This is a genomic window from Pseudomonas cichorii, assembly GCF_015471405.1.
Taxonomy (GTDB): Bacteria; Pseudomonadota; Gammaproteobacteria; order Pseudomonadales; family Pseudomonadaceae; genus Aquipseudomonas; species Aquipseudomonas serbiensis.
In genome coordinates, this window is sequence record NZ_BLVZ01000003.1 from 314,466 (window position 1) to 341,131 (window position 26,666).

The 26,666-nt window shown below is 59.4% G+C and carries 25 protein-coding genes; 5 read left to right on the forward strand and 20 right to left on the reverse strand.

What is annotated here, in order from left to right; all coding sequences use genetic code 11:
* Window positions 1–37: 37 nt before the first annotated feature.
* The 12 genes from gspD to JL015_RS05425 all read right to left on the reverse strand — a co-directional run bounded on the left by gspD (window position 38) and on the right by JL015_RS05425 (window position 10,354).
* Window positions 38–2,329 carry a type II secretion system secretin GspD gene (gene gspD, locus JL015_RS05370; protein ID WP_201017731.1) on the reverse strand — a complete coding sequence of 764 codons (2,292 nt, stop codon included), beginning with the start codon at window positions 2,327–2,329 and terminating at the stop codon, window positions 38–40.
* The gene (locus tag JL015_RS05375; protein WP_201003128.1) at window positions 2,329–2,859 is read right to left on the reverse strand and encodes a general secretion pathway protein GspN; all 531 of its coding nucleotides are present in this window, start codon (window positions 2,857–2,859) and stop codon (window positions 2,329–2,331) included. The genes gspD and JL015_RS05375 overlap by 1 nt, the downstream gene beginning before the upstream one ends.
* Entirely contained in the window at window positions 2,856–3,467 is a 612-nt protein-coding gene (gspM, locus tag JL015_RS05380; protein ID WP_201017732.1) for a type II secretion system protein GspM, read from the reverse strand. Before gspM ends, JL015_RS05375 begins: the two co-directional genes overlap by 4 nt.
* Window positions 3,442–4,497 (reverse strand): type II secretion system protein GspL, encoded by a 1,056-nt coding sequence (locus tag JL015_RS05385; protein WP_201017733.1) that lies wholly within the window; start codon window positions 4,495–4,497, stop codon window positions 3,442–3,444. Before JL015_RS05385 ends, gspM begins: the two co-directional genes overlap by 26 nt.
* Window positions 4,494–5,228, reverse strand: a complete 735-nt coding sequence (locus tag JL015_RS05390) for a general secretion pathway protein GspK (protein WP_201017734.1) — start codon at window positions 5,226–5,228, stop codon at window positions 4,494–4,496. The genes JL015_RS05385 and JL015_RS05390 overlap by 4 nt, the downstream gene beginning before the upstream one ends.
* Complete coding sequence (locus tag JL015_RS05395) at window positions 5,225–5,857, reverse strand: prepilin-type N-terminal cleavage/methylation domain-containing protein (protein ID WP_201003135.1); 633 nt, start codon at window positions 5,855–5,857, stop codon at window positions 5,225–5,227. The genes JL015_RS05390 and JL015_RS05395 overlap by 4 nt, the downstream gene beginning before the upstream one ends.
* A complete protein-coding gene (locus tag JL015_RS05400; RefSeq protein WP_201017735.1) occupies window positions 5,854–6,225 on the reverse strand; it encodes a type II secretion system protein in 372 nt (123 codons plus the stop codon). The genes JL015_RS05395 and JL015_RS05400 overlap by 4 nt, the downstream gene beginning before the upstream one ends.
* The gene (locus JL015_RS05405; protein ID WP_201003139.1) at window positions 6,225–6,659 is read right to left on the reverse strand and encodes a GspH/FimT family pseudopilin; all 435 of its coding nucleotides are present in this window, start codon (window positions 6,657–6,659) and stop codon (window positions 6,225–6,227) included. The genes JL015_RS05400 and JL015_RS05405 overlap by 1 nt, the downstream gene beginning before the upstream one ends.
* Before the next feature lie 9 nt (window positions 6,660–6,668).
* Window positions 6,669–7,100 carry a type II secretion system major pseudopilin GspG gene (gene gspG / locus JL015_RS05410; RefSeq protein WP_201003141.1) on the reverse strand — a complete coding sequence of 144 codons (432 nt, stop codon included), beginning with the start codon at window positions 7,098–7,100 and terminating at the stop codon, window positions 6,669–6,671.
* Window positions 7,101–7,124: 24 nt separating this feature from the next.
* A complete protein-coding gene (gene gspF, locus JL015_RS05415) occupies window positions 7,125–8,327 on the reverse strand; it encodes a type II secretion system inner membrane protein GspF (protein WP_201017736.1) in 1,203 nt (400 codons plus the stop codon).
* Complete coding sequence (gene gspE, locus JL015_RS05420; RefSeq protein WP_201017737.1) at window positions 8,324–10,048, reverse strand: type II secretion system ATPase GspE; 1,725 nt, start codon at window positions 10,046–10,048, stop codon at window positions 8,324–8,326. Before gspE ends, gspF begins: the two co-directional genes overlap by 4 nt.
* Window positions 10,049–10,135: 87 nt before the next feature.
* Window positions 10,136–10,354 carry a hypothetical protein gene (locus JL015_RS05425; RefSeq protein WP_201017738.1) on the reverse strand — a complete coding sequence of 73 codons (219 nt, stop codon included), beginning with the start codon at window positions 10,352–10,354 and terminating at the stop codon, window positions 10,136–10,138.
* A gap of 482 nt (window positions 10,355–10,836) precedes the next feature.
* Between JL015_RS05425 and JL015_RS05430 the strand changes: the two genes are divergently transcribed.
* Window positions 10,837–13,578 (forward strand): beta-glucosidase, encoded by a 2,742-nt coding sequence (locus JL015_RS05430; protein WP_201003149.1) that lies wholly within the window; start codon window positions 10,837–10,839, stop codon window positions 13,576–13,578.
* Between the two features lie 89 nt (window positions 13,579–13,667).
* Here the strand turns inward: JL015_RS05430 and JL015_RS05435 are convergent, their stop codons facing one another.
* The 6 genes from JL015_RS05435 to JL015_RS05460 all read right to left on the reverse strand — a co-directional run bounded on the left by JL015_RS05435 (window position 13,668) and on the right by JL015_RS05460 (window position 19,105).
* Window positions 13,668–14,312, reverse strand: a complete 645-nt coding sequence (locus JL015_RS05435) for a TetR/AcrR family transcriptional regulator (RefSeq protein ID WP_201017739.1) — start codon at window positions 14,310–14,312, stop codon at window positions 13,668–13,670.
* A gap of 80 nt (window positions 14,313–14,392) precedes the next feature.
* The gene (locus tag JL015_RS05440) at window positions 14,393–15,187 is read right to left on the reverse strand and encodes an ABC transporter ATP-binding protein (RefSeq protein ID WP_201017740.1); all 795 of its coding nucleotides are present in this window, start codon (window positions 15,185–15,187) and stop codon (window positions 14,393–14,395) included.
* On the reverse strand, window positions 15,181–16,179 hold the full coding sequence (locus JL015_RS05445) for an ABC transporter permease (RefSeq protein ID WP_201017741.1): 999 nt from the start codon (window positions 16,177–16,179) through the stop codon (window positions 15,181–15,183). Before JL015_RS05445 ends, JL015_RS05440 begins: the two co-directional genes overlap by 7 nt.
* On the reverse strand, window positions 16,166–17,239 hold the full coding sequence (locus JL015_RS05450; protein ID WP_201003156.1) for an ABC transporter substrate-binding protein: 1,074 nt from the start codon (window positions 17,237–17,239) through the stop codon (window positions 16,166–16,168). The genes JL015_RS05445 and JL015_RS05450 overlap by 14 nt, the downstream gene beginning before the upstream one ends.
* 153 nt (window positions 17,240–17,392) lie before the next feature.
* Window positions 17,393–18,559, reverse strand: coding sequence for an MFS transporter (locus JL015_RS05455; RefSeq protein WP_201017742.1), 1,167 nt, complete (start codon window positions 18,557–18,559; stop codon window positions 17,393–17,395).
* 6 nt (window positions 18,560–18,565) lie between these two features.
* Complete coding sequence (locus tag JL015_RS05460) at window positions 18,566–19,105, reverse strand: GNAT family N-acetyltransferase (RefSeq protein WP_201017743.1); 540 nt, start codon at window positions 19,103–19,105, stop codon at window positions 18,566–18,568.
* Window positions 19,106–19,211: 106 nt separating this feature from the next.
* Between JL015_RS05460 and JL015_RS05465 the strand changes: the two genes are divergently transcribed.
* Together JL015_RS05465 and JL015_RS05470 are read left to right on the forward strand one after the other, a co-directional pair.
* A complete protein-coding gene (locus tag JL015_RS05465) occupies window positions 19,212–20,090 on the forward strand; it encodes a LysR family transcriptional regulator (protein WP_201017744.1) in 879 nt (292 codons plus the stop codon).
* Window positions 20,091–20,247: 157 nt separating this feature from the next.
* Window positions 20,248–21,831 (forward strand): aldehyde dehydrogenase (NADP(+)), encoded by a 1,584-nt coding sequence (locus tag JL015_RS05470; protein WP_201017745.1) that lies wholly within the window; start codon window positions 20,248–20,250, stop codon window positions 21,829–21,831.
* Window positions 21,832–22,038: 207 nt separating this feature from the next.
* Here JL015_RS05470 and JL015_RS05475 read toward each other — a convergent pair whose 3' ends face one another.
* Window positions 22,039–22,620: a GNAT family N-acetyltransferase gene (locus tag JL015_RS05475; RefSeq protein ID WP_201003167.1), complete on the reverse strand. Its 582-nt coding sequence runs from the start codon at window positions 22,618–22,620 to the stop codon at window positions 22,039–22,041.
* Window positions 22,620–23,174: an RNA polymerase sigma factor gene (locus JL015_RS05480; RefSeq protein ID WP_201017746.1), complete on the reverse strand. Its 555-nt coding sequence runs from the start codon at window positions 23,172–23,174 to the stop codon at window positions 22,620–22,622. The genes JL015_RS05475 and JL015_RS05480 overlap by 1 nt, the downstream gene beginning before the upstream one ends.
* Window positions 23,175–23,510: 336 nt before the next feature.
* On the opposite strand from JL015_RS05480, the gene sctW reads away from it, so the two are divergent.
* Window positions 23,511–24,557 carry a type III secretion system gatekeeper subunit SctW gene (gene sctW, locus JL015_RS05485; protein ID WP_236250162.1) on the forward strand — a complete coding sequence of 349 codons (1,047 nt, stop codon included), beginning with the start codon at window positions 23,511–23,513 and terminating at the stop codon, window positions 24,555–24,557.
* Window positions 24,554–26,659: a type III secretion system export apparatus subunit SctV gene (sctV, locus tag JL015_RS05490; protein ID WP_201017748.1), complete on the forward strand. Its 2,106-nt coding sequence runs from the start codon at window positions 24,554–24,556 to the stop codon at window positions 26,657–26,659. The genes sctW and sctV overlap by 4 nt, the downstream gene beginning before the upstream one ends.
* Window positions 26,660–26,666: the final 7 nt, after the last annotated feature.

Consider the following 26,666-nt stretch of genomic DNA (forward strand, 5'->3'; position numbering starts at 1 on the left):
AGTGCCGTGAGTGGGCGTCGAGCCTCATGATAGCTGCTTAGTTCTGCATGCTGGTTCGTGAGACTTGTGGTTTGAGCAATTGCATCTGCTGGCGATAGTCATCGGTGACCTGACGCGCCTGACTGCTGCTGGTAATGACACGTGGCGTAATCAGTACGATCAGCTCGGTACGATCCCTGGATTTGCTGGTCGCGCCAAACAGCCAGCGCAAGCCCGGAATACGCCCCAGATACGGTACCGAACTCACGGTTTCGGCATTGTCCTGCTTGATCAGCCCCCCCAACAACACAGTCTGGCCGCTTTGCGCCGCCACTTGAGTCGCCACCGAGCGAGTGGAAATACGCGGGTTGCCATTGTCGTCGGTGACATTGCCAGCATCGCTGACCTGCTGCTGAATATCCATGTACACCAGACCACCCGGATTGATGCGTGGCACCACATCCAGAATCACACCGGTCTGCACGTATTCGACGCTGCTCAGGGTTGTGTCGGATGTGTTGGTATTGACTGTGGTCTGGCTGATGGGGATGTTGTCGCCCACTTGAATCTGCGCTTGCTGGTTGTTCATGACCACCAGCGACGGAGCCGACAGCACCTGGGTGCGGCCATTGGTTTCCAGTGCGCGCAACGCGACCTGCAGGTTGCTGCTGACAAAGGAGTAAAACAACGAATCCGTCGCGCCCAGCCCTGCTCCGCCGGAGCCCAGTGCGCCCTGGCTGCCGGCGGTGTTGGCTACCGTGGTGCTTGCGGAGTTGCCAGCCAGACGGCCCAGATACCACTGCACGCCCATGTCCAGTTCGCCAGTGAGTTGGACTTCCAGAATCCGGGTTTCGATCTGCACTTGCAGCGGCGGATTGTCGAGGCGTTTGATGGCCGATTCGATTTCCTTCCACTGCGCCGGGCGCGTACGGACCAGCAACTGGTTGCTGCTGCGTTGCGCGGTGATCCGGGTGCCGGAATCCAGGCTCTTGCTGGCGTTAGAGCCCTGATCCCCCGTGGAGTCGCTGCCCTGTTCTTCCTCTTGGGACTCGCTGTCATCGGCATTCTGGTTATTCATGCCACCGTTGTTGTTCATGCCACGGTTATTGCCGAACCCGCCGCTGTTGCCCAAGCCGCCGGAGCTGCTGTTGAAACCGGAGCCAGAGCCGAAACCACCACTGGAGTTGGGCGACGACAGCGTGGCCGTGCGCAGCCCAGGCGCAACCTTGGCCGGGGAGTCATCCTTGATGGCGGCAGTGCCGTAGATCTGGCGCAGGTATTTGGCCAGGTCCGTGGCCTTCATGTTGCGCACGTCATAGACGTACATCTGCGGTTCGTTGCCGCCACCTTCGTCGATGGTGTGAATCCACTGGCCGACTTCGTTCAGGTATTCGGGCTGGGATGAAATCGCCACCACCGAATTGGTCCGCTCGATGGGCAAAAAGCGCACCATGCCTGCCAGCGGCATGCCGCTTTTAGGGCCGAATATCTTTTGCAACTCGGGCATCAGTTCGCTGACCGAAGCACGCTGCAAGCCGAAAACACCGACCGACATGCCTTTGAGCCAGTCGACGTCGAAGGTGTCGATGGTGTCCTGATAGTTGGCCAGCTCATCGGGCGTGCCCGCCATGCTCAGGACGTTGCGCGCAGGATCGACCAGCAGGAAGGCGTTTTCACGGGCAAAGGGCTTGAGCAGCTTCTGCATTTCCGTGGCCGAGATGTAGCGCAGCGGGAACAGCCGTGCCGACATGCCCGCTGCGGGTTGCGCCACCGGCATTTCCGGCACCAGCTTGCCCGCCACCGCTTGGCTGGACGGCAGGATCACGTAGCGGTCGCCCTGGCGAATCATCGCGTTGTCCGTCCAGGACAGCAGCGTTTCCAGAATCGACAATGCTTGCTGCTTGTTCACCGGTTTGGAGGTGGAGAAGCTCACATCACCCTTCACGCCCTGGGCAATGCTGTAGTTCTCATGCAGCAGGTCGCCCATGATGCTGTTGATCACCGCCTGGATGGGCTGATTGGTGAAGTTGAACACGATATCGCCGGTCTCGGCCTGAGCGGCAGGCGAAACCGCAGGGGTGCGGACAAAGCGCTGATTGCCTTTGATGATCTGCCGTTGCGGTGAAATGGCCGAGGGTTGTGGCTGGGTGTCGACAGGCGCCTGTTCGGTACGAGGATCTACCGGTGGACGTTGTGAACCCGTGCCTTGCAGCGCTTCCTGCAGCATGCCGTTGTCGGGGTCAAGAGTGTCGGGCGCAGTCGCGCAGCCGCCAAGAGCGACGGCAGTGGCCAGAAAAAGCAAGGGTGTGCGCAAGGTAGCGATGGCAGGAACTCCTGAAAAGGTACCCATCACGGGGCTGAATCGTTAGTTAAGGTAATAGGGGGGGTATTCGATGGAGGTGGCAGACGCGGTGCGGGCAAGCGCAAGGCTTGCGTGCGGCCATCGAGACTGAATGTGGCTTGCATCGGCTCGACACTGTCCAGCATCCAGCCATTGGCCAGACGCTGGCCTTGTTTGATTTTCAAGGGCGGACCATCGTTTTGCTTGAGCAGTGCAACCTTCAGGGAACCGTCGATGATGACGCCACTCAGGGTCATGCCCGACAGGCTGGCGGCCTGCACATTGGCCTGTTCCACCTGGCGATCCGGGCTGCGGTCGGGGCTGAACAACGGGGTTTTCCAGGTATTGGACAAACTCTCCAGAGTCGCTTCGGGAGCGCGCTGGGTCTTTGCCGCATGATTGGCCGGGTTGCGCGGAGCCTCTTCGGGCAACCAGTCCGGCGAGTGGGCCGCGCCACTGAGCACCAGAGCAACAAGCGCCGCCAGCAACGTTGCCAGCCCCAGCAATGCCCACTCCAGAGGACGCAATAGAGTCTTCATTGCTCGCCCTCCCCGACCGATGACGGTTGCAGGTAGCCACGTACCAGCAGATGCACCACCAGCTTGCCGGCACCGCCGGTTGCCGGAGCATTGGCATCACGGCGCATGCTCATTTCGTCGACGAACAGAAACGGTCGCTGATATTCCAGCGCATGCAGGATGGCCGTGAGCGGCTCGATGGCGCAGTTCAACGTCAGGCTGACCTTGACCTGCCGATAAGGCTCGGCGCTGTCCTGCTCGGGGGTGATCGGCATGCGCTGGGTCAAGGCGCAGCCACCCCCGGTGGTGGCGTGGCTGTTGATCAGGTCGGCAATACGCTGCATCAGGTCGGCGGCCACGGCACTGGGATCCTCGCCCGGCAACAGGCTGGTGCTGCTGGCCGGATCGTTACGCGCCTGAGCCAGTTGCTGACGCAGTGAATCGCCCTGTTGCAGCAAGCCGGCATAGCGCTGTTGCTGTTCACGCAGTTGTTCGGTCTGTTCGTTGATCTCGCGCAACGGGCCGGCGAACCAGCTGTCGATCAACAGCCAGTAGGCCAGATAAAGCAGCAGCGCCAGGACGATCAGGGCCGCGCCCCGACGTTCACGGCTTGTCAGTGGACGGCGCATCGGCGTTCTCCTGATGCAGATGGGCACGCAGGGAATACCGATCCTTGCCCGTCCGGGTATCGGGCTGGATCACGCCCTGAAACTGCGCGTTATCCAGGCTGTGACAGTTCTTGGCCCGTGCAATAAGGGCACTGGCCTTGGCGCTCTGGCCGGAGAATGCGACTTCGGCGTTATCGCTGATTTCCAGATGTTCGATCCAGGTGTCCGAAGGCAGGCAAGTGGTCAGCTCGCTGAGCAACGCCGACAAGGGCGTTTGAGCCGCCTTGCGACGTATCAGGTAGTTGGCCGCACCACGGGTGTTGGTCAGTTGCTGGCGCAGCTTCTGGATTTCAGCAACCTGTGTCCTTTGCTCTTGTACGCTGGCCTGCATCTCTTCCAGTAAACGCTGACGATCGTTGAGCCAGAGCAGCATGAGGCCAAGCAACAAGGCGCCGCAGGTCCACAGCAGCAAGCGTTGCGTTCGATGACCGGAGCGAACCTGATTCGAGCGCAACGGTGTCGGCAGCAGGTCGATGCCCATCCGCTGCTCGGCAGACCCCACATCCACGGCATCGGGCTGCAAACCCTGGGCAGCGCACTCGGCCAGAATGCTATCCAGACGCTCGCGAAGAATGGCCACCAGCGTGACCTGAATGAAACTGGCGCTGCGGCTTTCCTGCCGAGCGACAAAGTACAGTTGCCCCGCATCGAACGGGGTAAAACGATCCAGTTCGTAACCCACGACAGTCGACAGATTACGGGCCGCCGCCGACGGCAACTGCAGGCTCTGTACCAGCACATCGGCCGGCGACAACAGCAGGATTCGGCGCGCCTCGACAGAAGATTTCGGCAAGGACGATTGCAGCGGCCACGGGTAAAGTTGCTCGACGGTTTCATGCACCAGCCACTGGCGCACACGAACCGGCAGGCAGGCCTTCAACTCCGCCAGCCATAATTGCCAGCCACGCTGGGCCAGACTGCCACGCCACTGCTGGGCAACGCGGTCGCGCAAGGCGAAGACCGGTGCCAGACGTGCTGATAATGAATTCATTCTTGCCAACGCAACACCTTGTAAGGCTGTGCGTTTTCCCCCGCTGGACTCAATAGAATCGTGGTTTGTAAATGGGCGGACGTACCACCCGGTTGTTGTGCCTGACTGTCAATGAACAGAACTTCGCCAGGATCGACCCCGACGGAGCTCTGGTTCGGCAGGTTCAGACTGCGGCGTATCAAAGCCGTTGCAAATGCGGGATCAGGCCGCTCCAGCCCGCTCCATAGCGTGACTTCCGGCACCAGACAGACATACAACGCCTGGTTCATGCCCGGCAGTTGACGAACCTCTTCGATCACCCGCAACGGCGGCTGCCCCGCGTTGCGTTGCGCTTCAAGAAACTGCGCGATACCGCTTGCCTGGTCTTTCGCCGCTCCACAGGCCTGCAAGACCCTGGAAATATCTGCAACGGGCGCACTGTTGAGGTCCAGCTTCCCTTGTTCACTGCGCACGCTGACGAGAAGTTGCGTGTCATCGAACTTCAAGGCAACCGGACGTCCATCTGCTATCCATGACTTGCGCTGCGCCGGATCGAGCAAACCTTGTATCGCCATGTTCATGCCCGCTTCGGCCGCCAGAATCGCCTGGGTATTCTGCCGCAACCAAAGCGCCTGACGACTTTCAAGCTGCACCCAGCCGGCCAGCCCGCCAAGCAACAGACTGAGCAAGGCCAGCACCCAGAGCACCACCAATAGCGCAACGCCTTGCTGATGCCGGTAAAAACGCTTCATTGGCCACCCGCCCCGCCGGACAGGTCCAGGCGCAAGGCAACCACTTCACTGACCCAGGCCACCGGCCCGTTCAGCTTCACATCGATGCGCACGGCACTGGGCAAACGACTTGGCCACGGCCACTCAGCCAGCCAGCCGGTCGGCTTGCCCTTGGGAGAGAAGCCGCGATAACTGAACGTCAGCCCCTCCACGTTATTTAGCAAGACCTGTGGCTCGCCCCATGGCTGTACGACCGTACCACCCACACCGGTCTTGATCTGCTCAAAAGTCACTTGCAGATCGCGCTGCCCTTCAGACCCGCTCAATTGCAGGGTATGACGCTGAATACCGCCCCCCAGTTCACCAGGCAAGGTCGCAACGAATTGCAACTGGTGAGCCGAGCCCTCGAAAAAACCATTGCTGACGCTGTCGTCATCGGAAGTATCCAGGGGCAATGCCTGACCGATGGAGGTGCGTAAAAACGCCTGTGTCGCCCTCACTTCATCCAGGCTGGCCGTGTAGCGCTCAGCCTTGAGTACCGCACGATTCGCGCCCAGCAATGCACCTGCGATCAGTACCAGCAATATGCCCAACAGACTGAGCACCAGCATGATTTCCAGCAGCGTGAAGCCACGCTGAGCGGATCTCAAAATCCGACTCCAGGTGACGAGCCGCGCAGTTTCAAGGTGCTGAACCGGGCACGGCGCTGGTCTTCCTGAAGTGTCAGATCAAGACGAAACAGACGCGCCCGGGTACTTTGTCCCGGCATCTGGCGAATGTTCAAGGTCCAGTCGATGCCCGCCAATACTCCCTGGCGCGTGCTGTTTTCCAGCGGGCCAGCGCTTTCCTGATCCAGAATCGTGCGGGCAGCATGGCTCAGCCGGTCACTGTGCGATACCTGCAACAGTGAACGAGCACTCTGCCCAAAAGCCACCAGCAAAACACTGCTGCACAGCGCCATGACCGTCAGGGCCGCAAGCATTTCCAGCAGCGTGAAACCCGACTGCACGTTTTTCATCAAAGCGCCCGAGCCTGGACACTGCCGGTCAGCCAGCCGATATCGATCCGCCAGCGACGATCACCATTGACCAGCGTAAGGTTACCGCCACTGGAACCGCCATCGGGGTAGAACTCAACCGAAGCCCCCAGATCGGCCGACGTTTGCATGGTCACTTGCAAGTGCTCGGGCCAGTGCTGTACGCGCTTGCCCGGTGCCTTGAATGTCATGCGACGCAAATCGAACACTGTCCGGGCAGGCTGCCCCGTGACAATCGCCCGGACCCGCGTGGCGCGTAGCGCTTCAACCATGTCGCCCACTGCACGGCGCTCGCTGGCAGCGTTCAGACCCTGTTGCAAACCAAAACCCACCAGGCCCACGGCGATGCTCATCAACACCAGCACCACCAGCATTTCCATCAGGGTAAAACCTCGGTTCGCGACAGGGGAATTCATGACGCCTCCTTACTCCCAGTTGCCGAGATCGGCGCTATAGCCTTCGCCACCGGGCTCGCCATCCTGACCGTAGAAAATCAGATCGAAACTGCCGTGCTGCCCTGGAAAGCGGTAGCCGAAGGCATGACCGAACGGATCCTTGAGGTCCGACGGCTTGGCGTAAGGACCGTTCCAGCCCGAGGAGTTGCCGGGTTTTTCCACCAGTTGCTGCAAGGTCTTGGGCGGCGAGCCAACGTCCAGTGCATAGCTTTCGATCTTCATGCCCAGACTGGCCAGTTGCGCCTTGCCCGCGCCGTATTTGCCCTTGTCGACGTTGCCGCCCACCTGACGCACAACGATGGTTGCCACGATGCCCAGCAGAACAATCACGGCAAGCATTTCCAGCAGGGTAAAACCGCCCTGTCGGCGTCCGGGTTTGAAGCGCGTACGGTTAACACTCATCGGGGTGATTCCTCGTTCATGAATTCAGATATTGCTGGTCAGGCTCATCAGCGGCAGCATGATTGCCAGCATGATCACAGCGACCATGCCCGCCATGACCACCGTCAGCGCCGGCACCAGCGCCGCGAGCATGCGATCGATACCGCGCTTGGCTTCGACATCGAAGATATCGGCGACCTTGAGCAGCATGCTGTCCAGCTCGCCCGCCTGTTCGCCAACCTCGATCATCTGCAACGCCAGATCAGGCAATAGCGGCTGCGCCCCAAAGGCGCTGGCCAATGTGCCACCGCCCTTGACCGACTCTGCGGCCTGTTCCACCTGTGCCTGCAAGGCCCGGTTGGTGCAGACCTGACGGGCAATGACCAAGGCCTGCAACAACGCCACACCATTGCTGAGCAAAGTGCCGAGGGTTCGGGTCAGGCGTGCGGCTTCGACTCGTTGCAACAATGGGCCGATCACCCGAATGCCCAGCAAGCGCCGGTCACGGCGTTCGCGGCGCTGCGGGTCGCGCAGACGCACAGCCATGCCCCAGGCCAGGACAATCAGCCCGGCGAACAGCGCCAGACCGTAGTCCCCCAGAAACTGACCAAGGTCGAGAATGACCTCGGTAATCAGCGGGATCGGCACGCCCAAATCCTTGAAGATAGGCACGAACTGCGGCACCACATAGGCCAGCAGCAAAGCCAGGGAACCCAGCACGCCGACCACCAGAAACGCCGGATAGATCAGCGCATTGATGACTTCGCCACGCAGCAACTGGCTACGCTCCAGGTAATCGCTCAACTGGCGCAGGGTGCTTTCCAGCGCACCACCGGCCTCTCCGGCACGCACCATGCTGATATACAGCGGCGAGAACTGGCTGCCCTCTTCTTCCAGCGCAACAGACAACGGTTTACCGGCCTTGACCTGCTCGCGAATCCGCTCGATCAAGGCTCTGGTCTGCGGTTGGCCAGGCTGTTTGAGCAGAATTCCCAAGGATCGTTCCAGAGGCTGGCCAGCGCCCAGCAGCGTCGCCAGTTGCTGAGTAAAGCTGACCAGCGCCGCGCCACTCAGTTGCCCACGCCCCAATGCCCGGCGCAAACCGCCCAGACCGGCACTTTCTATATGCATCACCATCAAGCCGCGCTTTTGCAAGGCGGCTACGGCTGCCTCCTGATCCTTGGCCTCCAGCGCACCGTTCTGCACGGCACCCGAGGCATCCAGAGCGCGGAACTTGAACAGGCTCATGAGCTTTCACCACGAGTAACGCGCAGCACCTCTTCCAGAGACGTCACGCCTGCAACGGCCTGACGCAAGCCCTCTTCATGCAGGGTTCGCAAACCACCGCGCCGGGCAGCCTCTTCCAGGGTCGCAGCATCGGCATGGCGCATCAGCAGGCTGCGCAACTCTTCATTCATCACCAGCAGTTCGGTGATTGCGCTACGCCCGCGATAACCACCGCCCGGCGCATCGGCACGAGGCCGGTAAAGACGAATCGGGCGTTCATCGGTAAAGCGCTCAAGCCCGTGTTCGGCAATAAGCTCCGGCGGCGCATCGAAGGCCTCCCGGGTGGCCGGGTCCAGGCGTCGGACCAGCCGCTGAGCGAGAATACCGTTGACCGTGGACGCGATCAGATAGCTTTCCACGCCCATGTCCAACAAGCGGGTGATACTCGCCGCCGCACTGTTGGTGTGCAGGGTCGAGAGTACCAGGTGACCGGTCAACGAGGACTGAATGGCGATACGACAGGTTTCCAGGTCGCGCATTTCCCCGATCATGATGACGTCCGGGTCCTGACGCACAATCGAGCGCAGTGCTCCGGCAAAGTCCAGGCCGATGGCGGGCTTGACCTGAATCTGATTGATGCCTTCGAGCTGATACTCCACCGGGTCTTCAACGGTGATGATCTTGCGCTCGGCGGTGTTGAGCCGTGACAGCGCAGTATAAAGAGTCGTGGTCTTGCCGGAACCGGTCGGGCCAGTCACCAGCAGAATGCCGTGGGGACGCTCCAGCACATCAAGGAAATGCTCAAGACGTTCGCCATCGAAACCCAGGCTGGGGAAATCGAAATCGATGGTCTGGCGATCCAGCAGACGCATGACCACCGACTCGCCAAAGCTGGTGGGCACGGTGGAAACCCGCAAGTCCAGTTCCTTGCCCTGAATACGCAACATGATCCGCCCGTCCTGGGGCAAACGGCGTTCGGCAATGTCCAGCCGCGCCATGATCTTGACCCGGGAAATCACTGCCGCCGATGAACTGGACGGCGGCGCTTCGGCTTCGTGCAATACGCCATCGATGCGATAACGCACCTTGAGCTGGCTCTCGAAGGGTTCGATATGAATGTCCGAGGCGCGCTGCTCGACGGCTCGTTGCAGGATCAGGTTGACCAGACGAATCACCGGCGCTTCGGATGCCAGATCCTTGAGGTGTTCGATGTCTTCCAGCGAGCCGCCGTCTTCATCGAGGTTTTCAATCAGCGTGCCCATGGCGGAACGTCCCTGGCCGTAATAGCGCTCGATCAGGGTTTCGACTTCATTGCGCGGCCCGATGGACAACCCGACCGGCACTTCACAGGCATAGGCAATGGCCTGAAACGGGTACAACACAGCCGGGTTCGCTGCCAGCACTTGCAAGCGGTTGTCGCTCCACCCCACCGGCACCACTTGATAGTGGCGCATGAAGCGCTCGGTCAGCGGCGGCAAAGGGTCCAGCAAGGGCGGCGCGGCATCGGCCATCAGCAGCGGAGCATTCAATAAAGCAGCCCAGGCACGCGCCAGCTCGAATTCGGAAACCAGCCCCAATCGGGTCAGCAGAGCCAGCAGCTCAGTACCTTCGGACTCCTGCTGCAAGCGCTGAGCGCGTTCAAGATCCTGGGTTTTCAGACCGGCATTGCCCATCAGCCAGGCACATACCTGAGCGGCATCGGGAATCACGAGCTGGGTAGCATCGACGGGTTCTGACTGCATTTGAGAGGAAATCTGTACACATCGGAGGGGCATAGACTACAGCACTCCCCCATGACGAGGGAGGCCATGCTCAGAAACGTCTTACGATCAATCAGCCTGTTTCTGAGTAGTCGAACTCTGAGGACGTCCGCCCCTGGCGGTTTCGACTGTCTGTTTCTTCGTCGCCTTGGTGTCCTGAGTCTGGGTCATCACAGTGGAATCGCTCGCTCCGGAAGTCGCATCTGCATCCGTGGCTTCAGCCGCAACTACCGCGCCACTAAGCGCCATACCCATAACAACACCCGCACCAAAAATCGACAACTTCATAGCAAATACTCCAGACAACTAAATTCAAGGATTAAATAAAACAGGGCCAAGGAATCGAATCAGACCTGGCAACTAAGCAGCTGACCATCAGGTGGCTACCACCCAACAGACACGGCACTGAAAATTCTTAAACCCATCGACCAGTAGGTTTAACAAGAGTTCAAAATTTGTAAAGAAAAAAGTCAAAAACCAACAAAAACACATTTTTGTTTGACTTTTTATCGTCTCTTTCGTCTTAATTGTTGCGATTTGTTAGTTCAAAGCGCCATCAAGTAGTGGCTCTTTGGAATCAAACAAGCAGAAGAACTTAAATAATATTTAATTGATAAAACCATCATAAAACAGCAACACCCGCTTGAAGTTAAAACACTTTGAATCGCGGTGACGGGAAACTGTTGCCCAAAGAAAAGTCATGAAGTAAGCGACCCTGTCGTCGCTTCTCCCTGCATGAATCCTTATTGACCCAGTTGTTGGAGAGACGCATGAACAAACGGAAAATGATCGGCGCCCAGTCGGCCCTGGCCTTGCTGGCATTGGCTGTATCGCAGGTACATGCTACCGACGCCGCTCAGCAGGAAGCTCGTGAAGCCCGCGCCGAAAAGGCCGCGCAAAAGACCCTGGACAAGATGACCCAGGAAGAAAAACTGGCCTATATCGGCGGTACAGGTGGTTGGGATGTCAAACCCCTGACCCAATACGGCATCCCGCAGATTCACGGTGCCGATGGTGGCGTCGGTGTGCGCTACACCAGCGAAGGCAACGATCAGGGCGTGGTCTATCCGTCCGGCCCCAACCTGGCGGCCACCTGGAACCCGCGCCGCGCCATCGATCTGGGCCGCGCCCTGGGTTATGACACGGCCACTGGCGGCTACCAGTTCATTACCGGCCCTGGCGTGACCCTGTACCGCATGCCTTACGGCGGCCGTGCGTTCGAGTACATCTCGGGTGAAGATCCGTTCCTGGGTGCAAGCCTGGCGCCAGGCGTCATCAACGGTATCCAGTCGCGCGGTGTCTGGGCCAACGCCAAGCACTTCGCCGCCAACGATCAGGAAAGCAGCCGCTTCACGCTGAACCAGATCATGAGCGAACGTGTGCTTCGTGAAATGTCGCTGCCAGCCTTCGAGTCCGCCTCCAAGAACGGCAATGTCTCGATGGTGATGTGTGCCTTCCAGAAGATAAACGGTGAATTCGCCTGTGAAAACAAGCACTTGATCACCGATATTCTTAAAAAGGAATGGGGCTACAAAGGCTTCGTGCAGAGCGACTACAACGCTGTCGTCCATGGTCTGAATGCTGCCCAGGCAGGCACCGACCTGGACATGATGGGCTATCAGATGAACAGCACCATCCTCAAGCCTTACCTCAACAGCGGTGAGTTGAGCGCAGCGACCATCGACGAGAAAGTTCGCCGCATTCTCAAGCAGATCTACCTGTACAAGTTCGATACCAAGACGCCGCTGACCACCCACAACATGAACAGCGCCACCAGCAACAAGGTCGCCCTGAACGCTGCCCGTGAAGGCATCGTGCTGCTCAAGAACCAGGACAATCTGCTGCCGCTGGACAAGCAGAAGGTCAAGAAAATCGCCGTTGTCGGCAACCTGGCCAAATACGCACCGCCTACCGGTTTCGGCAGCGCCAACGTTCAGGCGACCCGCTACGTCAGCGAGTTGAGCGGCCTGCAACAGATTGCTCCGAATGCCAAGGTCGAGTTCATCGATGGTCTGTCACTGGACCCGGCCGCCGCTCAATGGACCAGCACCAATACCGCTGGCGATGACGTGAAAGGCATGAAGGTCGAGTACTTCAGCAACGCCAACTGGTCCGGCGATGCAGCGGTGACCCGCACCGAAACCCATGTCGACCTGGACTGGGCCAACGACACCGACCTGCCGTTCGAGAGCAATACCTCGACCTCCGATCCGTATACCAGCAAGGGCTCGACTGCCGGCTCGCTCAATGGCGACACCTCCTCCACCTCGATTCGCTACAGCGGCAAGATCACCCCGACCCAGAGCGGCGAACAGGTATTCAAGGTGCGCGCCGACGGGGCCATCCGCCTGTACGTCAATGGCAAGAAAATCATCGACAACGGCGATGGCAACCCACTGCCGGACAACAGCATCCCGCCAACCATTCCGGAATACGCCAAGATCAACCTGGAAGCAGGCAAGAGCTATGACGTGAAACTCGAATACTCGCGTCGTGCCGGTTACCTCTCGACCATGGGCGGCCTGGTGGGCGTGCAGATGAGCTGGGCGGCATTGAACGCACCTCAGGATCTGTCCGGTTACGATGCGGTAGTGGTTGCTGTCGGTAACAGCGCCGAATACGAAGGTGAAGGTTTCGACCACAGCTTCGATCTGCCTGAATACCAGAACGAACTGATCCAGAGCATCGCCAAGGTCAACCCCAATACCGTGGTGACCATGTTCGGCGGTACCGGTCTGAAAATGAGCGACTGGATCGACCAGGTTCCGGTGGCGCTGCATGCGTTCTATCCAGGTCAGAACGGTGGTCAGGCACTGGCCGAGATCCTGTTCGGCAAGGTCAACCCGTCAGGCAAGCTGCCGATCAGTATCGAACGCAATATCGAAGACAACCCGGTCTATGCGTCCTTCCCGAAATTCGACAACGAAGGCGCGCTCAAGGAAATGGACTACAAGGATGACCTGCTGCTGGGTTATCGCGGTTACGAGAAGAAAGGCATCAAGCCGCTCTACCCGTTCGGCTATGGCCTGTCCTACACCACGTTCGGCTACAGCAACATCAGCGTTACGCCAGGCGTAGCGGTGGGCAATACGCCGATCAAGGTCTCGTTCGACCTGACCAACACCGGCAAGGTCGGTGGTTCGGAAGTGGCTCAGCTGTATGTAGGCCAGCAGAACCCGAAAGTCGAACGCGCCCTCAAAGAGCTTAAAGGCTACAAGAAGGTGTTCCTCCAGCCGGGTGAAAGCAAGCGTGTGACCATCGAGCTCAATGATCGCTCGCTGGCTTACTACGACGTCAAATCCAAGCAGTGGGTGGTCGATGCCGACACCTTCAACCTGTCGCTGGGTGGCTCGTCTCAGGACATCCGCCTGAACGCCAAAGTGGTCAACCCGTTCCGCCAGGAACTGTCGACCACCACCAGCAACCCGCTGCCACGTTCGGCACTGAACTCGGTGAATGTCAGCAAACCAGCGGTGAAGACCGGTGGGGTGTTTGAGCAGGAAACCGAATAACCGTCGCAGGAGCGGATTTATTCGCGAGATGGCATTGAAGACGATGCATTTGCTTTGCATGTATCGGCCTCTCGCGAATGAATTCGCTCCTACCGGGTAAGCCTTATCGCCTGATCGACCTGCGCAATGTAGGCATCGAAACTTTTCACCAGATCAACCTGATCCGGGAAACGCAGCCACTGGATCTGCAGCCCGTCCATCATCGCCAGAATCTGCTGGATCAGCGCTGGCAAATCCACATCTGCGCGCACTTCCCCGCTGTCCACCAACTCCGTGAACTGGGCCAGCAAGCGCTCATAGATCCGCTGATAGCGTGTCTGAAACCAGGCCCAGGCGGGATGGTTTTCCAGCAGGCTTTCCGCATTGAGAATCGAGAAGGCCCGGATCACGCCCGGCGCCGTGGCATTGGAACGGTTGATCGCCCGCAGGCTGCCCAGCAGGCCGGTGAGGTTGTTTTCTGCGTGGACTTCGTCGGCGATCTTGCGGCTGACCTCATCGCGCCGGTCCAGCACGCCCATCAACAGGGAAACCTTGTTGGGGAAGTGATGCAGCAGGCCAGCGACGGATATGCCGACAATCCCCGCCACCTGAGCCATGGACGCTCCGGTGTAGCCTTCCAGGGAAAACACCTGCAAGGCCGCATCGAGCAGTTCTTCGCGGCGCTTTTCGCCTTTGGGCGCACGTCGTTGCCGGATGGCTGGCGACCCCGTGTCCTGTGGGTTGTGCCGGGTCATGGCAGGCTCCTTCTTGTTCAGGCGCGTACCCTACTCACTCAGGTCACAGGCCGCAATCCCGTGGCGCCACCGACTATCGTCTACCACCGTTCTCCCAGCCCGAGCAGGCCGAGGATCTGACGACGCAAGTCAACGAGGTAAGGATCGTCACGATGACGTGGATAAGGGCGTTCGATGGTCAACTGCGCCTTGATACTGGCTGGCCGGTCGCTGAAAACGATCACCCGATTGGCCAGCAGCAACGCCTCTTCGACATCGTGAGTCACCAGCAGCGCGGTATAGCCCTGGCGTTGCCAGAGATCGATCAGTTCCTGCTGCATGGCAATTCGGGTCAGAGAATCAAGCTTGCCCAGCGGCTCGTCGAGAATCAGCAACCGTGGCTCATTGACCAGGGCCCGCGCGAGTGCCACCCGTTGCGCCATACCCCCGGACAATTGCCTTGGATAAGCCCGCCCGAACTGACTGAGCCCGACCTTGGCCAACGCCGCATCGACCTTGGACGAATGGGTTTTCAGCAAGCCCTGAGCTTGCAGCCCCAGCGCCACGTTGTCCCATACCCGACGCCAGGGATAAAGGGTCGGGTCCTGAAATACCACGACCCGGGAAGGATCCGGGCCGCCGATGGGGACGCCATCGGCCAGCAAGGCACCGGAATCGGCAGGTTCAAGCCCGGCCACCAATCGCAACAGGGTGGACTTGCCGCACCCGGAAGGCCCGAGCAATGCAACGAATTCGCCAGGGGCGACATCCAGCGAAACCTTGTCCAGCACCGGCAAACGCTGGCCATCCAGCGCAAACCCATGGCTGAGGTTATCGATACGCAACGCAAGCCCGGCTTGCGATGAAGGGTTTGAAGCCTGAGCTGTAGCTACCATTTCATGGTTCCTTGTTGCCAGGCCAGCAGACGGTCACGGATCAGAAACAACGCCGTGATCAGGCCAGAACACGCCAGCGCCATGATCAGCAGCGCAGCATACATATTCGCGTAAGCCGCCCAGCCCTGCGCCCATTGCAGGTACCAGCCGATCCCGGATTTGACGCCCATCATTTCGGCCACCACCAAAGTCGAGAAAGACGCGCCCAGGCCCATGAACAGCCCGACGAACACATGGGGCAAGGCAGCCGGGATCGCCACGTTGAAGATCAGGAAACCCGGTTTGGCACCCAGCGTGCGCGCCACGTCGTAGTAGGCCTTGTCGACACTGGCAACACCCGACCAGGTCAACACAGTCACCGGAAACCAGGTGGCCAGTGCAATCAGGAACACACTGGCGCTCCAACTGGTGGGGAACAGAAAGAAGCACAGTGGCAACAGGGCTGTGGAAGGCACCGGACCCAGAATGCGCAGGACCGGATGCAGCCAGTAGCCAATGCTGCTCGACCAGCCGATGGCGACCCCGGCGATAAAACCTGTCACGGCTCCCAGCGCCACGCCGGTGCCCAGCAACAGAGCCGAATGCAGCAGACTTTCCAGCAGACGCGGCCAGTCTTCGACGTACACATCCAGCAAGGCCTGCGGTGGTGCAAAAAATGGCACAGGCAGCAGACCCAGCTTGGCAGTGAGCACTTCCCAGATACCCAGCAGGACCGGCAATGCAATCAGCCATGGTCCGGCCGCCTGAGCCCGGCGAGCCAATCCTTCAGACCAGCGCCCGGCAATACCGACCAGCAGGACCAACAGTGCAATTACCAGACACAGATTCGCCAAGCCTTCGGTCATCGGCCATTTGCGGGTGGCATTGGGCAGATACAGGGTCAATGCGGCGACAACGATCCAGGCAAAAACAGCCACTGCGCCCAGCTTCCAGAACCCGAAAGCCTGACGGGATTCGTCAGTCGCCAGCGTGGTAGCCTCAACTGAAGACATCGGCGGTAATCTCCTTGGAGAACTCAACGGCATCGGTGCTCTGACGGATCACTTCGACGGTTTTCAGGTCCGTGACGTAGGTCTGGATTTCCTTGGTCAATGCCGCGCCGACAGCGTGATGCCCGTGAGTGTGGTCGTGAAGGATCGCCTGAACCTCTTCCACCGAAGTGTTCAAGGCATGGGCCTGAAAGCCCTTGGCGACCACTTCGGGATTTTTCACGGCGTAATCATGAGCCTCCAGAATCGCCTGGGTCAGGGCCGCCACTACGCGCTTGTCTTCACGTACCAGCTTGCCGGTGACACCCACCACGCAGCAGCTCAGGTTGGCGTACTCCTCCACCAGATTGGTGGACAGTTCACGCGCCTTGCCGGCATTGATCAGGCGATACATGAACGGGTCGCTGCCGCTGACGGCCTGCACCTCGCCCCGCTCCAGCGCCGTGCCCAGCAGGTCTGCGGGATACAGACGCCAGTCCACATCCCGTACCGGGTCAACGCCATGCTTCTTGAGCAGCACCGAGAAGAAATTGCGGTCAGGGCTGGCCATGTCGGTCACACCGATGGCCTTGCCCTTGAGGTCCTCCAGCTTGTTGATCGGGCTGTTGGCGGCGCTGAGCAGGCGCAGACACCCGCCATGAGTGCCAGCCGTCAGCTTGACGTCGAAGCCCTGCTCCAGCGCCTTGAGCCAGCGCAGCGCCATGCCGACACCCGCATCAGCCTTGCCGGTTGCGATGGCTTCGAGCAGCACTTCAGTGGAGTTACCAAAGTTGACCAGTTCCACGTCCAGATTGTGCTTCTTGAAGAAACCCTGGCCATGGGCGATGACCACCGGCGCCAGACAGACCGCGTTGAGGTTGACCGCCAGCTTGAGTGCTCGCGGCTCGGCCAGACGAATGAAGTCTCCAGTGCCGGCAGGCTCGATATCCGGATGACTCAGATGCCCGGCATGCTCGTCCACTGCCCAGCCGGAACGCGGCAACGACAGCAACAAAGGACTGGCCAGAACGGCACTGGCCCATCCCAGCAAGCGGCGACGGGTTAACGAATCAAAAGCGGACATGCGGGTCGTTCCTTGAGAATGAAAACGGTGACGGCCTTCACCGAGAAGTTTTAATAACCTTTCTCAAGGATCCAGCAATTGGTTAAAACCATATCACCGGATAAAACATTCTATAAATTCATTTAACTTATAAACAAATATGCAAATAGTCTATCAACCGACAGGCACTTGAGCGTGGCGCCGCAGAACCATCGCCAAGCCCCACACCAGCAGACTGATGGCCAGCGAAAGCAATACCAGCCCGCGATCCCCTGAAGTTTCACGCACCAGAGCGTAGAACCAGGGTGCGCCCGCCGCACACAGAAAAGCCGGTGCCAGCAGCCTGCCCTGCAATTGTGTGTAACGGGCATGGGCAAAAAGCTCGAACGGCAGGCTGGCACGCAACAAGGTTCCCAGACCGTTCATGGCCCCGTAGCCAAAGATGAACAGACAGGCCAGCCAGACTCGTCCCTGGCTCATGAGCGCCATGGCAAAGCACAGCGCAAGACCGGCACCCACCCAGACATTCAAACGCAACGCCGACATGGATTGCCCCAGCAGCACCTGCAACAGACGAGCGCAGGTCTGCCCGATTCCCCACAAGGCCACCAGCCCCAGCGGCACACCGAACCCCGCCAGCATGGCAGGCAAGTGCGCAGAAAGGCCGGCGGACATGAAACCGGTCAGCGTCATGCTCAGGGCATACCCGATCTGCGGCAGAAAAGACGTAGCAATGGGCGGCTCGCCGGATTCGACACGCTCTTGTGCAAAACCTGTACGGGCGTCCGACAGCCCGCTTGCCAACAGCCCGCTGAACAGCGCCAGAGCGGCATACACCCCAAGCGCACTGCGCCAGCCGAAAACGTCCTGCAAGTAATGCCCCAGGGGCCAGAACACCGCTGAAGCCAGGCCGCCCAGTAAAGTGATCTGCATCATCAGCGGACGAGCCCTGGCAGCCAGCCATCCGGCCAGCACCGCAAACAGCGCATCGTAAAGGGACAAACGCATCCCGACGCCAAGGATGCACCAGGCCATGAAATACAACGTCGGGCTCTGGCACAACGCCAGACCACAGCACCCCATCGCGTTGAGCAGCGCCCCCGCCTGCATCACCTGCCGAGCGCCCAGACGCTGGATCAGGCGGGCAACCAGCGGAGAAACCAGCCCCATGACCAGCATCGCGACTGATAGTCCGGCAAAGACCCGCTGCCCGCTCCAGCCCAGATCATGGGCAATGGCGTTGCCAAAAGCCCCTGGCAGGTAAAAGGTCACACCCCAATTGATCAACTGTGCAACGCCCAGTCGTAACACCGCATGCCGGGGCAAGCCCGTGCCGTTCACCCGGTTTCACACAACAGGTTCAGGCGTACTGAGCGAACCGTCGCCCAAGGCCCGCTGCATCAACACGGTATCGACCCAGCGTCCGTGCTTGAAGCCCACCGACTCGAAGACGCCTACCCGATGAAACCCCAACCGCTCATGCAGGCGGATCGACGCGGTATTCTCGCTGTTACCGATAACGGCGATCATCTGCCGCCAGCCACCTTGTACGCAGTGCTCGACCAGTTCTGCGAGCAGCGCCTGGCCGATGCCCAGGCCACCCATGCCACTGCGCACATAAACCGAGTCTTCCACAGTAAACCGGTAGCCCGGACGTGGCCGATAAGGCGTGACATAGCCATACCCCACTACTTCACCCAGGCGCTCGGCAACCCGATAAGGCAACCCCTTGGCGAGCACTTCGGCGCGCCGACGCAGCATTTCCTCCAGGCTCGGCGGCTCCAGCTCAAAGCTGGAAATCCCCTCCAGCACATGCTCGGCATAGATCGCCTGGACCATGGGCATATCATCGTCGCGGGCGTCACGCAGGATCAGGGCATCGTTCATCTTGAAGACTCTTTGGCGGGTGCTATTGAATGAGAGCAATGATGCAGCGCGGCAACCCATAAACAAAGCTATGATCATTCATCCTCAGCATAAGTAAAACTTTGCCATGCGCCGACTGAACCTCAACCATCTGCATACCTTCTCGCTGGTTATTGCTCACGGCAGCTTCTCGGCGGCAGCCGAACGCCTGAACCTGACCCAACCGGCGGTCAGCCTGCAAGTGCGGCAACTGGAAGAACATCTGAACCTGCGCCTGATCGAGCGGGTGGGCAAGCGCATCAAACCTACCTCGGCAGGCAGCACCTTGCTGGAACATGCCTCGCGAATCGATGCGGTGGTCGAAGAAGCCATGCTGGAGCTTTCCAGCCATGCCCATGGCATAGCCGGACAAATCGCCATCGGCACCGGGGCAACCGCCTGCATTCACCTGCTGCCGCCCATGCTGCAAAACCTGCGACAACGCTTTCCGGATCTGGACGTGCGAGTCAGCACCGGCAATACCGACGGTATCCTCAAGGCCGTGGAAGAGAACCGCCTGGACCTCGCTCTGGTCACCCTGCCCGCTTCAGGCCGTAGCCTGGAAGTCACACCGCTGCTGGAAGATGAATTCGTGGCGATTTTCGCCAGCCAGCAAGAGCTATTGCCCGAAGCCTTCACACCCCAGGCACTCAGCGATTACCCGCTGGTGGTGTTTGAAGCCGGCAGCAGCACCCGCCTGCTTATTAATGAGTGGTACCTGCAAGCGGGAATCCGCATCAAACCGGTCATGGAGCTGGGCAGCATCGAGGCCATCAAGGAAATGGTCGCGGCGGGTCTGGGTTACAGCATCGTGCCCCGTATGTCGGTGGCGGCAACCCATCATCGGCGCGGGTTGCAGGTTCATTCCCTGACACCGGGGCTGAGCCGTACACTGGGCATCGTGTTGCGTCAGGACAAACCGGTAAGCAAGGCATTGCGCAAGGTGCTGGATACGCTTCGCGGGTAAGCGATTCGTTCCTGCCGCTATCCTGCTTTGGCAGTTGCATATGCTGCCGACCAAGTTGTACGATGACTGCTGACCTCATAGATTCGGCAACCCATAAGGAGCACCGGTCCACATTTATCCGGACCGGCCTCCAACGTCAAAACAACAGGAGATACCGATGCCTAACATTCTCGGCCACAACTTTATCGCTGGCGGCCGCAGCGCCCTTGGTCAGACCCAGCAGAAAAGCCTCGACGCCACGACAGGTGAAGAACTGCCGTACAGCTTCTTCCAGGCCACCGACGGCGAAATCGATGCCGCTGCCCTGGCTGCCAAAGAGGCCTTCCCCGAATTCCGTCAACTGAGCCCGGCCCGTCGCGCCGAGTTTCTTGAAGCCATCGCTGACGAGATCGATCAACTGGGCGATGATTTCGTCGCTATCGTCTGCCAGGAAACCGCTCTGCCTCAAGCGCGTATCCAGGGTGAGCGCGGTCGTACCAGCGGTCAGATGCGTCTGTTCGCCAAGGTCCTGCGTCGTGGCGATTACCTCGGTGCCCGTATCGACCTGCCGCTGCCGGACCGCAAGCCTCTGCCACGTGTGGACCTGCGCCAGTACCGCATCGGAGTAGGCCCGGTCGCAGTGTTCGGCGCCAGCAACTTCCCGCTGGCCTTCTCCACCGCCGGTGGTGATACCGCTGCTGCGCTGGCAGCCGGTTGCCCGGTGGTCTTCAAGGCTCACAGCGGCCACATGGCCACCGCCGATCTGGTGGGCAGTGCAATTATTCGCGCAGCAGAACGCACCCATATGCCAAAAGGTGTGTTCAACATGATCTTCGGCAATGGCGTCGGTGAAGGACTGGTCAAGCACCCTGCCATTCAGGCTGTCGGTTTCACCGGTTCTCTGGGCGGCGGTAATGCGCTGAGCAAGATGGCCGCCGAGCGTCCACAACCGATTCCGGTCTTCGCTGAAATGTCGAGCATCAATCCGGTGGTCCTGCTGCCGGAAGCCCTGACAGCACGCGGCGAAACCGTGGCCAAGGACCTGGCCGCTTCCGTGGTAATGGGTGCCGGCCAGTTCTGCACCAACCCAGGCGTGGTAATCGGTCTGCGCTCTGCGACCTTCTCGGCCTTCCTTGAGCAACTGACCGAGCACATGGGCGGTCAGGCCCCGCAAACCATGCTCAACGCTGGCGGTCTGCGCAGCTACAGCAAAGGTGTCCAGCACTTGCTGGAGCACCCGGGCGTCACTCACCTGGCAGGCAAGCCGCAAGAAGGCAAGCAGGCTCAGGCACAACTGTTCAAGGCTGATGTCAGCCTGCTGCTCAACGGTGACGAACTGTTGCAGGAAGAGGTTTTCGGCCCGACCACGCTGGTGATCGAAGTCGCTGACGATGCCGAACTGAAGAAAGCCCTGCTGGCCTTGCGTGGGCAGCTCACTGCGACCCTGATCGGCGAACAGTCAGATCTGAGCAAATACAACTGGCTGCTGCCTTTGCTGGAAGAGAAAGTCGGTCGCATTCTGATCAATGGCTACCCGACTGGCGTCGAAGTCTGCGATGCCATGGTCCACGGCGGTCCTTACCCGGCGACTTCCGATGCACGCGGCACCTCGGTGGGCAGCCTGGCCATCGATCGCTTCCTGCGCCCGATCTGCTATCAGAACCAGGCTGACAGCCTGTTGCCTCCAGCCCTGCAGAACGCTAACCCGCTGGGCCTGAAGCGTCTGGTCAACGGTGAGTGGAGCGACCAGCCTATCGTCTGACCGGCGTCCACAAAAAAGAGCGGCGCGACCTGAAAGGGCCGCGCCGTTTTTTTTGAAAACCACAACGATAACCTTGTGTCAGCTTGCCGGGACCGGAAACCGGTCCTGGCCAGAATCAGCACCGCATCGACCGTTATAACGGTCGTGCGGTAGAGAACACGGTATGCACCTTTAACCAGTGCATACCCTTTTTTCAACGCTGGCGAATCAGACAGCCTCCGAGACATTGATCCGCACCGGCACGTTCAGCGATTGCCCCAATGGCAGGCCAAACAGCAGAACGTCGGAGCGCTGCTCACCGAAGCGGGCGATGTTGGGCAGGCGAGCCCACAGATGCGCGCCAACCGCTGTAACGATCTTCTGGCTGGGCGTGTTGGCCGCCATGATCCAGGCCACCAGGTTCTCAAGCCCGGCCTGCTGGCCCAGGATGACCGTCGCTTTACAGAGCAACACGCCAATGCCACTGCCGAAATGGTCGCCGCGCACGTAGATGGCCGTTTCCCCGGTTCTGTAGCAGGCCTGGGTTCCCCAACTGAAGCGGTTAATCGACAACCAGCCCAGCACTTCACCACGACGCTCGTAAACGTAGACAGGCAAGCCGTCACGCTTGTAGAGGTTGACGTAGAACTTCACTTCTTCGTAGGTCATCGGCCGGGTAACCGGCGAGTTGGCACCGCTGCCAGCCGTTTCGTTGAAGATGTTCATCATCGCTTCGAGATCGTCTTCAGTGAACTCGCGAATACCGCGTGGCAGACGTGGCAGCTCGGGTTTAGGGACAAAACTGTTCATTAGTGAATCTCCTTGGAATAAACGCTGGTTTTGAGCTGTCCACGAGCACGGGCCAATCGTGAGCGGATGGTGCCAATCGGGATGTCCAGATGACGCGCGGCATCCTGATAACTGATGTCCGAATCGACCACCAGTTGAATGACGGTGCGCATGTCCACCGAGAGTTCTTCGATAGCTTCAAGGGTACGGCCCAGGGTGCGCTGGAAATCGCTGATCAGGCTTGGGTCATGGCCCTGCTCCAGGTTTTCCAGTTCGGAGTCGGTCAGTTCCATGCACTGAGGCTGGTTGTAAAACGTTTTGAAATGGTTCCTCACCAGATTGGCTGCAATCCCGAACAACCAGGTTTCAGGGCGGGAGGTGCCCAGATACTTGTGTTGATTGCGCCAGGCTTCCAGATACGTCATCTGCATCAGGTCATCGACATCCGCCTGATTGAATACGCGCTTACCGATGAAACCTCTCAGCTTTTTCTCGCTGCTTTTAGCAAGGCCACCCAAGTCCAGTGCGATAACACCGATGACTTTCCCTTCGCGCTGCATGCCTTTGACTTCCACGGTTGTATCTCCATATCCATAAGTAACTTTTGCCGGTAGTGGCCAGATAGGGAGAGCAGCGAATGTACCAACTATTTATTATTTTCAAGTCATTGATTTATAAGGACTTGCACTCTCAAAAGTAGTGGCTTTGTGCCATTTGTTGCATTCTCGACACAAAGCCCGTGCAAGAACTGGCACAGCTTTCAAAGCATCAGATGGCAGGAACCGGTTGCGCTTAAACGCCACTCAGGAAACACATGTTCCGAGGCGATAGCGCAGCCCATGAAAATCAACTCCTTCCAAGATATGCGGCCCGCTGAACTGGAGCCGTTCCCTCGCCCCCCCGTCCAGGAGATGTCGAAGTCCTTCGCTCCCAAGAATCCGTTGCTCGATTCCATGGAAGAAGTGGCGATGAAGTTCAGCGAAAGCGTGGAGCGCCACAGCAAGGGACTGGACGAACGGCATGTTCGTGAATCAGGCAGCTCGCAACGTATAGAACGCATCGAGAAACTGGCCGAGATGTACCGCCTGCTCGATAACAGCGAGCAACCCAGCCTTGAGCAACAGGCCAGGCGAATGCAGATCCAGATGATGCAGCAAGGCAGCTCGATGCCTGACCTGCTGAAAATGGCCGACAACGACCCGGCGCGGGCCGACATTCTGTTGCAACAGGTGGTGCGCATATCCGTTGCCGAAAGCAACGAAGCCAGTCACGACCAGGCTCAGACAATGCTTGAAGAGCTGCGTCTGACACACGGCGACAAGATTCGCGCCGGCTTGAACACCGCCAGCGCCATTGCCCTGTTCAGCAGCGACCCCCAACAGCGCAGCCTGATGCGTCAGCTTTATTACAAGGCAATCGTCGGTCAGCAGCCTCTGGCAACCCTGCTGGAAGCCTTGCTCGAACGCTTCAACGAAGACCAGTTCGCCCGCGGCCTGCGCACCTTGCAACGGGCATTGGCCGACGACATCGCCGCCCTCGCCCCGTCGCTGCCGGGCGGTGTGCTGCGCTCGATGCTGCGTGGCCTGGGTGCCAGCGGTCAGTTGAACAACCTGCTGAAAACCTGCCTGGCGCTGCTTGAACGTCTGGCCAAGAAGTCTCCGTGCAGCAGCATGACCGCACTGGGCATGAGCAAGCGGGTATTGCGTTTCTGTGGCAACGGCTTCTTCGCCCGCGACCTGACGCTGCTGGCCGAAGAAACCATTGGTCGCACGCCCAACCTGCAACCGCTGTTCTTCAACGGCCTGTACCCGCTGCTGCAAAACCTGCCTCTGCCGTTGTGGAAGGACCTGAAAACCCGTCAGAACGGCCTGCGCCTGTTGCAGGGCCTCATGGATGAATTGTCTCGTCAGGAACGCAAGGCCATGGGCATTGAAGATGCCGGGAGAGCCATCCAATGATTCGCATCATCCATGCACTCAACAACCTCGCGCTGGCGGTGATGAGGCGCACGGAAATCGTCGGTGCGATCATGGTCATGGCCATTGTGTTCATGATGATCCTGCCCTTGCCCACCGCGCTGGTGGACGTGCTGATCGCCCTGAACATCTGTATTTCTTCATTGCTTATCGTGTTGGCGATGTACCTGCCGCGCCCGCTGGCGTTCTCGACCTTCCCGGCAGTATTGCTGCTGACCACCATGTTTCGCCTGGCCCTGTCGATTGCCACCACCCGCCTGATTCTGCTGCAACAGGATGCCGGCCATATCGTCGAGGCATTCGGCAGCTTCGTGGTCGGCGGCAACCTGGCCGTGGGTCTGGTGATCTTCCTGATCCTGACCATCGTCAACTTTCTGGTGATCACCAAGGGGTCGGAACGGGTTGCGGAAGTCGCCGCGCGCTTCACCCTGGACGCGATGCCCGGCAAACAGATGTCCATCGACAGCGACCTGCGGGCCAACCTGATCAACGTACGTGAAGCCCGGCACCGCCGCGAGCAACTGTCCAAGGAAAGCCAGTTGTTCGGCGCAATGGATGGCGCGATGAAGTTCGTGAAGGGTGATGCCATCGCCGGTCTGGTGATCGTGTTCATCAACCTGATCGGTGGGTTTTCCATCGGCGTGATGCAACACGGCATGGAAGCCGGTGACGCCATGCACCTGTATTCGGTACTGACCATCGGTGACGGCCTGATCGCACAGATTCCTGCGCTGCTGATCTCGCTGACTGCGGGCATGATCATCACCCGCGTTGCCCCGGACAGCCAGACCGCCGACGCCAACATCGGTCACGAAATCGCCGAACAGCTCACCAGCCAGCCAAAAGCCTGGGTGTTCTCTTCCATCGGCATGATGGGCTTCGGCCTGATTCCCGGCATGCCGACCATGGTGTTTGCCTGCATCAGCCTGCTGTGCCTGTTCAGCGGGCTGATTCAGTTATGGCGGATTCGTCAGAAGGAGCTTTATCAGGATCAGGCCGGTGCCGCCCGCAATGGCGCGCCCGAACTCAATGGCCGCGAGGATATCCGTCGTTTCAACCCGTCGCGGGCCTACCTGTTGCAGTTTCACCCAAGCCATCAGGGTTTGATGGAGCTCGACATGCTGATTCAAGGTATTCGCCAGCGCCGTAACACACTGGTTCATAACTTTGGCCTGACACTGCCCTCCTTCGATATAGAGTTCACGGAGAGTTGCGAAATCGATGAATTCCGCTTCTGCGTTTATGAAGTGCCTTTTATCCGTGCCACCATTTCCCTGACCCAGGTGGCCGTCGATATTCGTGATGTCGAGGAAGACCAGCCCGGCACCCCAGGACGGGTTGATCGCGACGAAGCCCAGTGGATCTGGGTCGATGCCAACGATCCGCTGTTCGAGGACGAGGACATCGTCGGCATACGGCCTCATGAACTTGTCCTTGAACGCATGAGCCGCGCCTTCCAGGCCACCGGCCCGCAGTTCATCGGCCTTCAGGAAAGCAAGGCGATCCTCAGTTGGCTGGAATCCGAACAACCGGAGCTGGCTCAGGAGCTGCAACGCACCTTGCCGCTGGCGCGCTTTGCCGCCGTGCTGCAACGCCTCTCCGCCGAACTGGTTTCCCTGCGTTCGGTCAGGCCGATTGCCGAAACCCTGATCGAACAAGGCCAGCATGAACGCGACCTAAATGCCCTGACCGACTATGTGCGCATCGCCCTCAAGGCGCAGATCTGTCATCAACACAGTGAAGAAAACACCCTCCACACCTGGCTGGTGACGCCGGAAACGGAAGTATTGCTGCGCGATGCCCTGCGCCAGACCCAGAACGAATCCTACTTTGCCCTTGAGCCCGAGCTGGGCAGTGCGCTGCTCGAACAGTTGCGCGAAGCCTTCGCCCTGCAATCGAACCCGCCATCGAGCCCCAAGGCCGTCCTGCTGGTTGCACAGGATTTGCGCAGCCCCTTGCACAGCCTGCTGGCAGATGAGTTCAACCACGTACCCGTGCTGTCTTTCGCCGAGTTGTTGTCCACGGTGCAAGTCAAGGTCCTGGGTCGCATCGACCTGGATGAAGCACAAGCCCTGCTAGCCTGACGGAGTC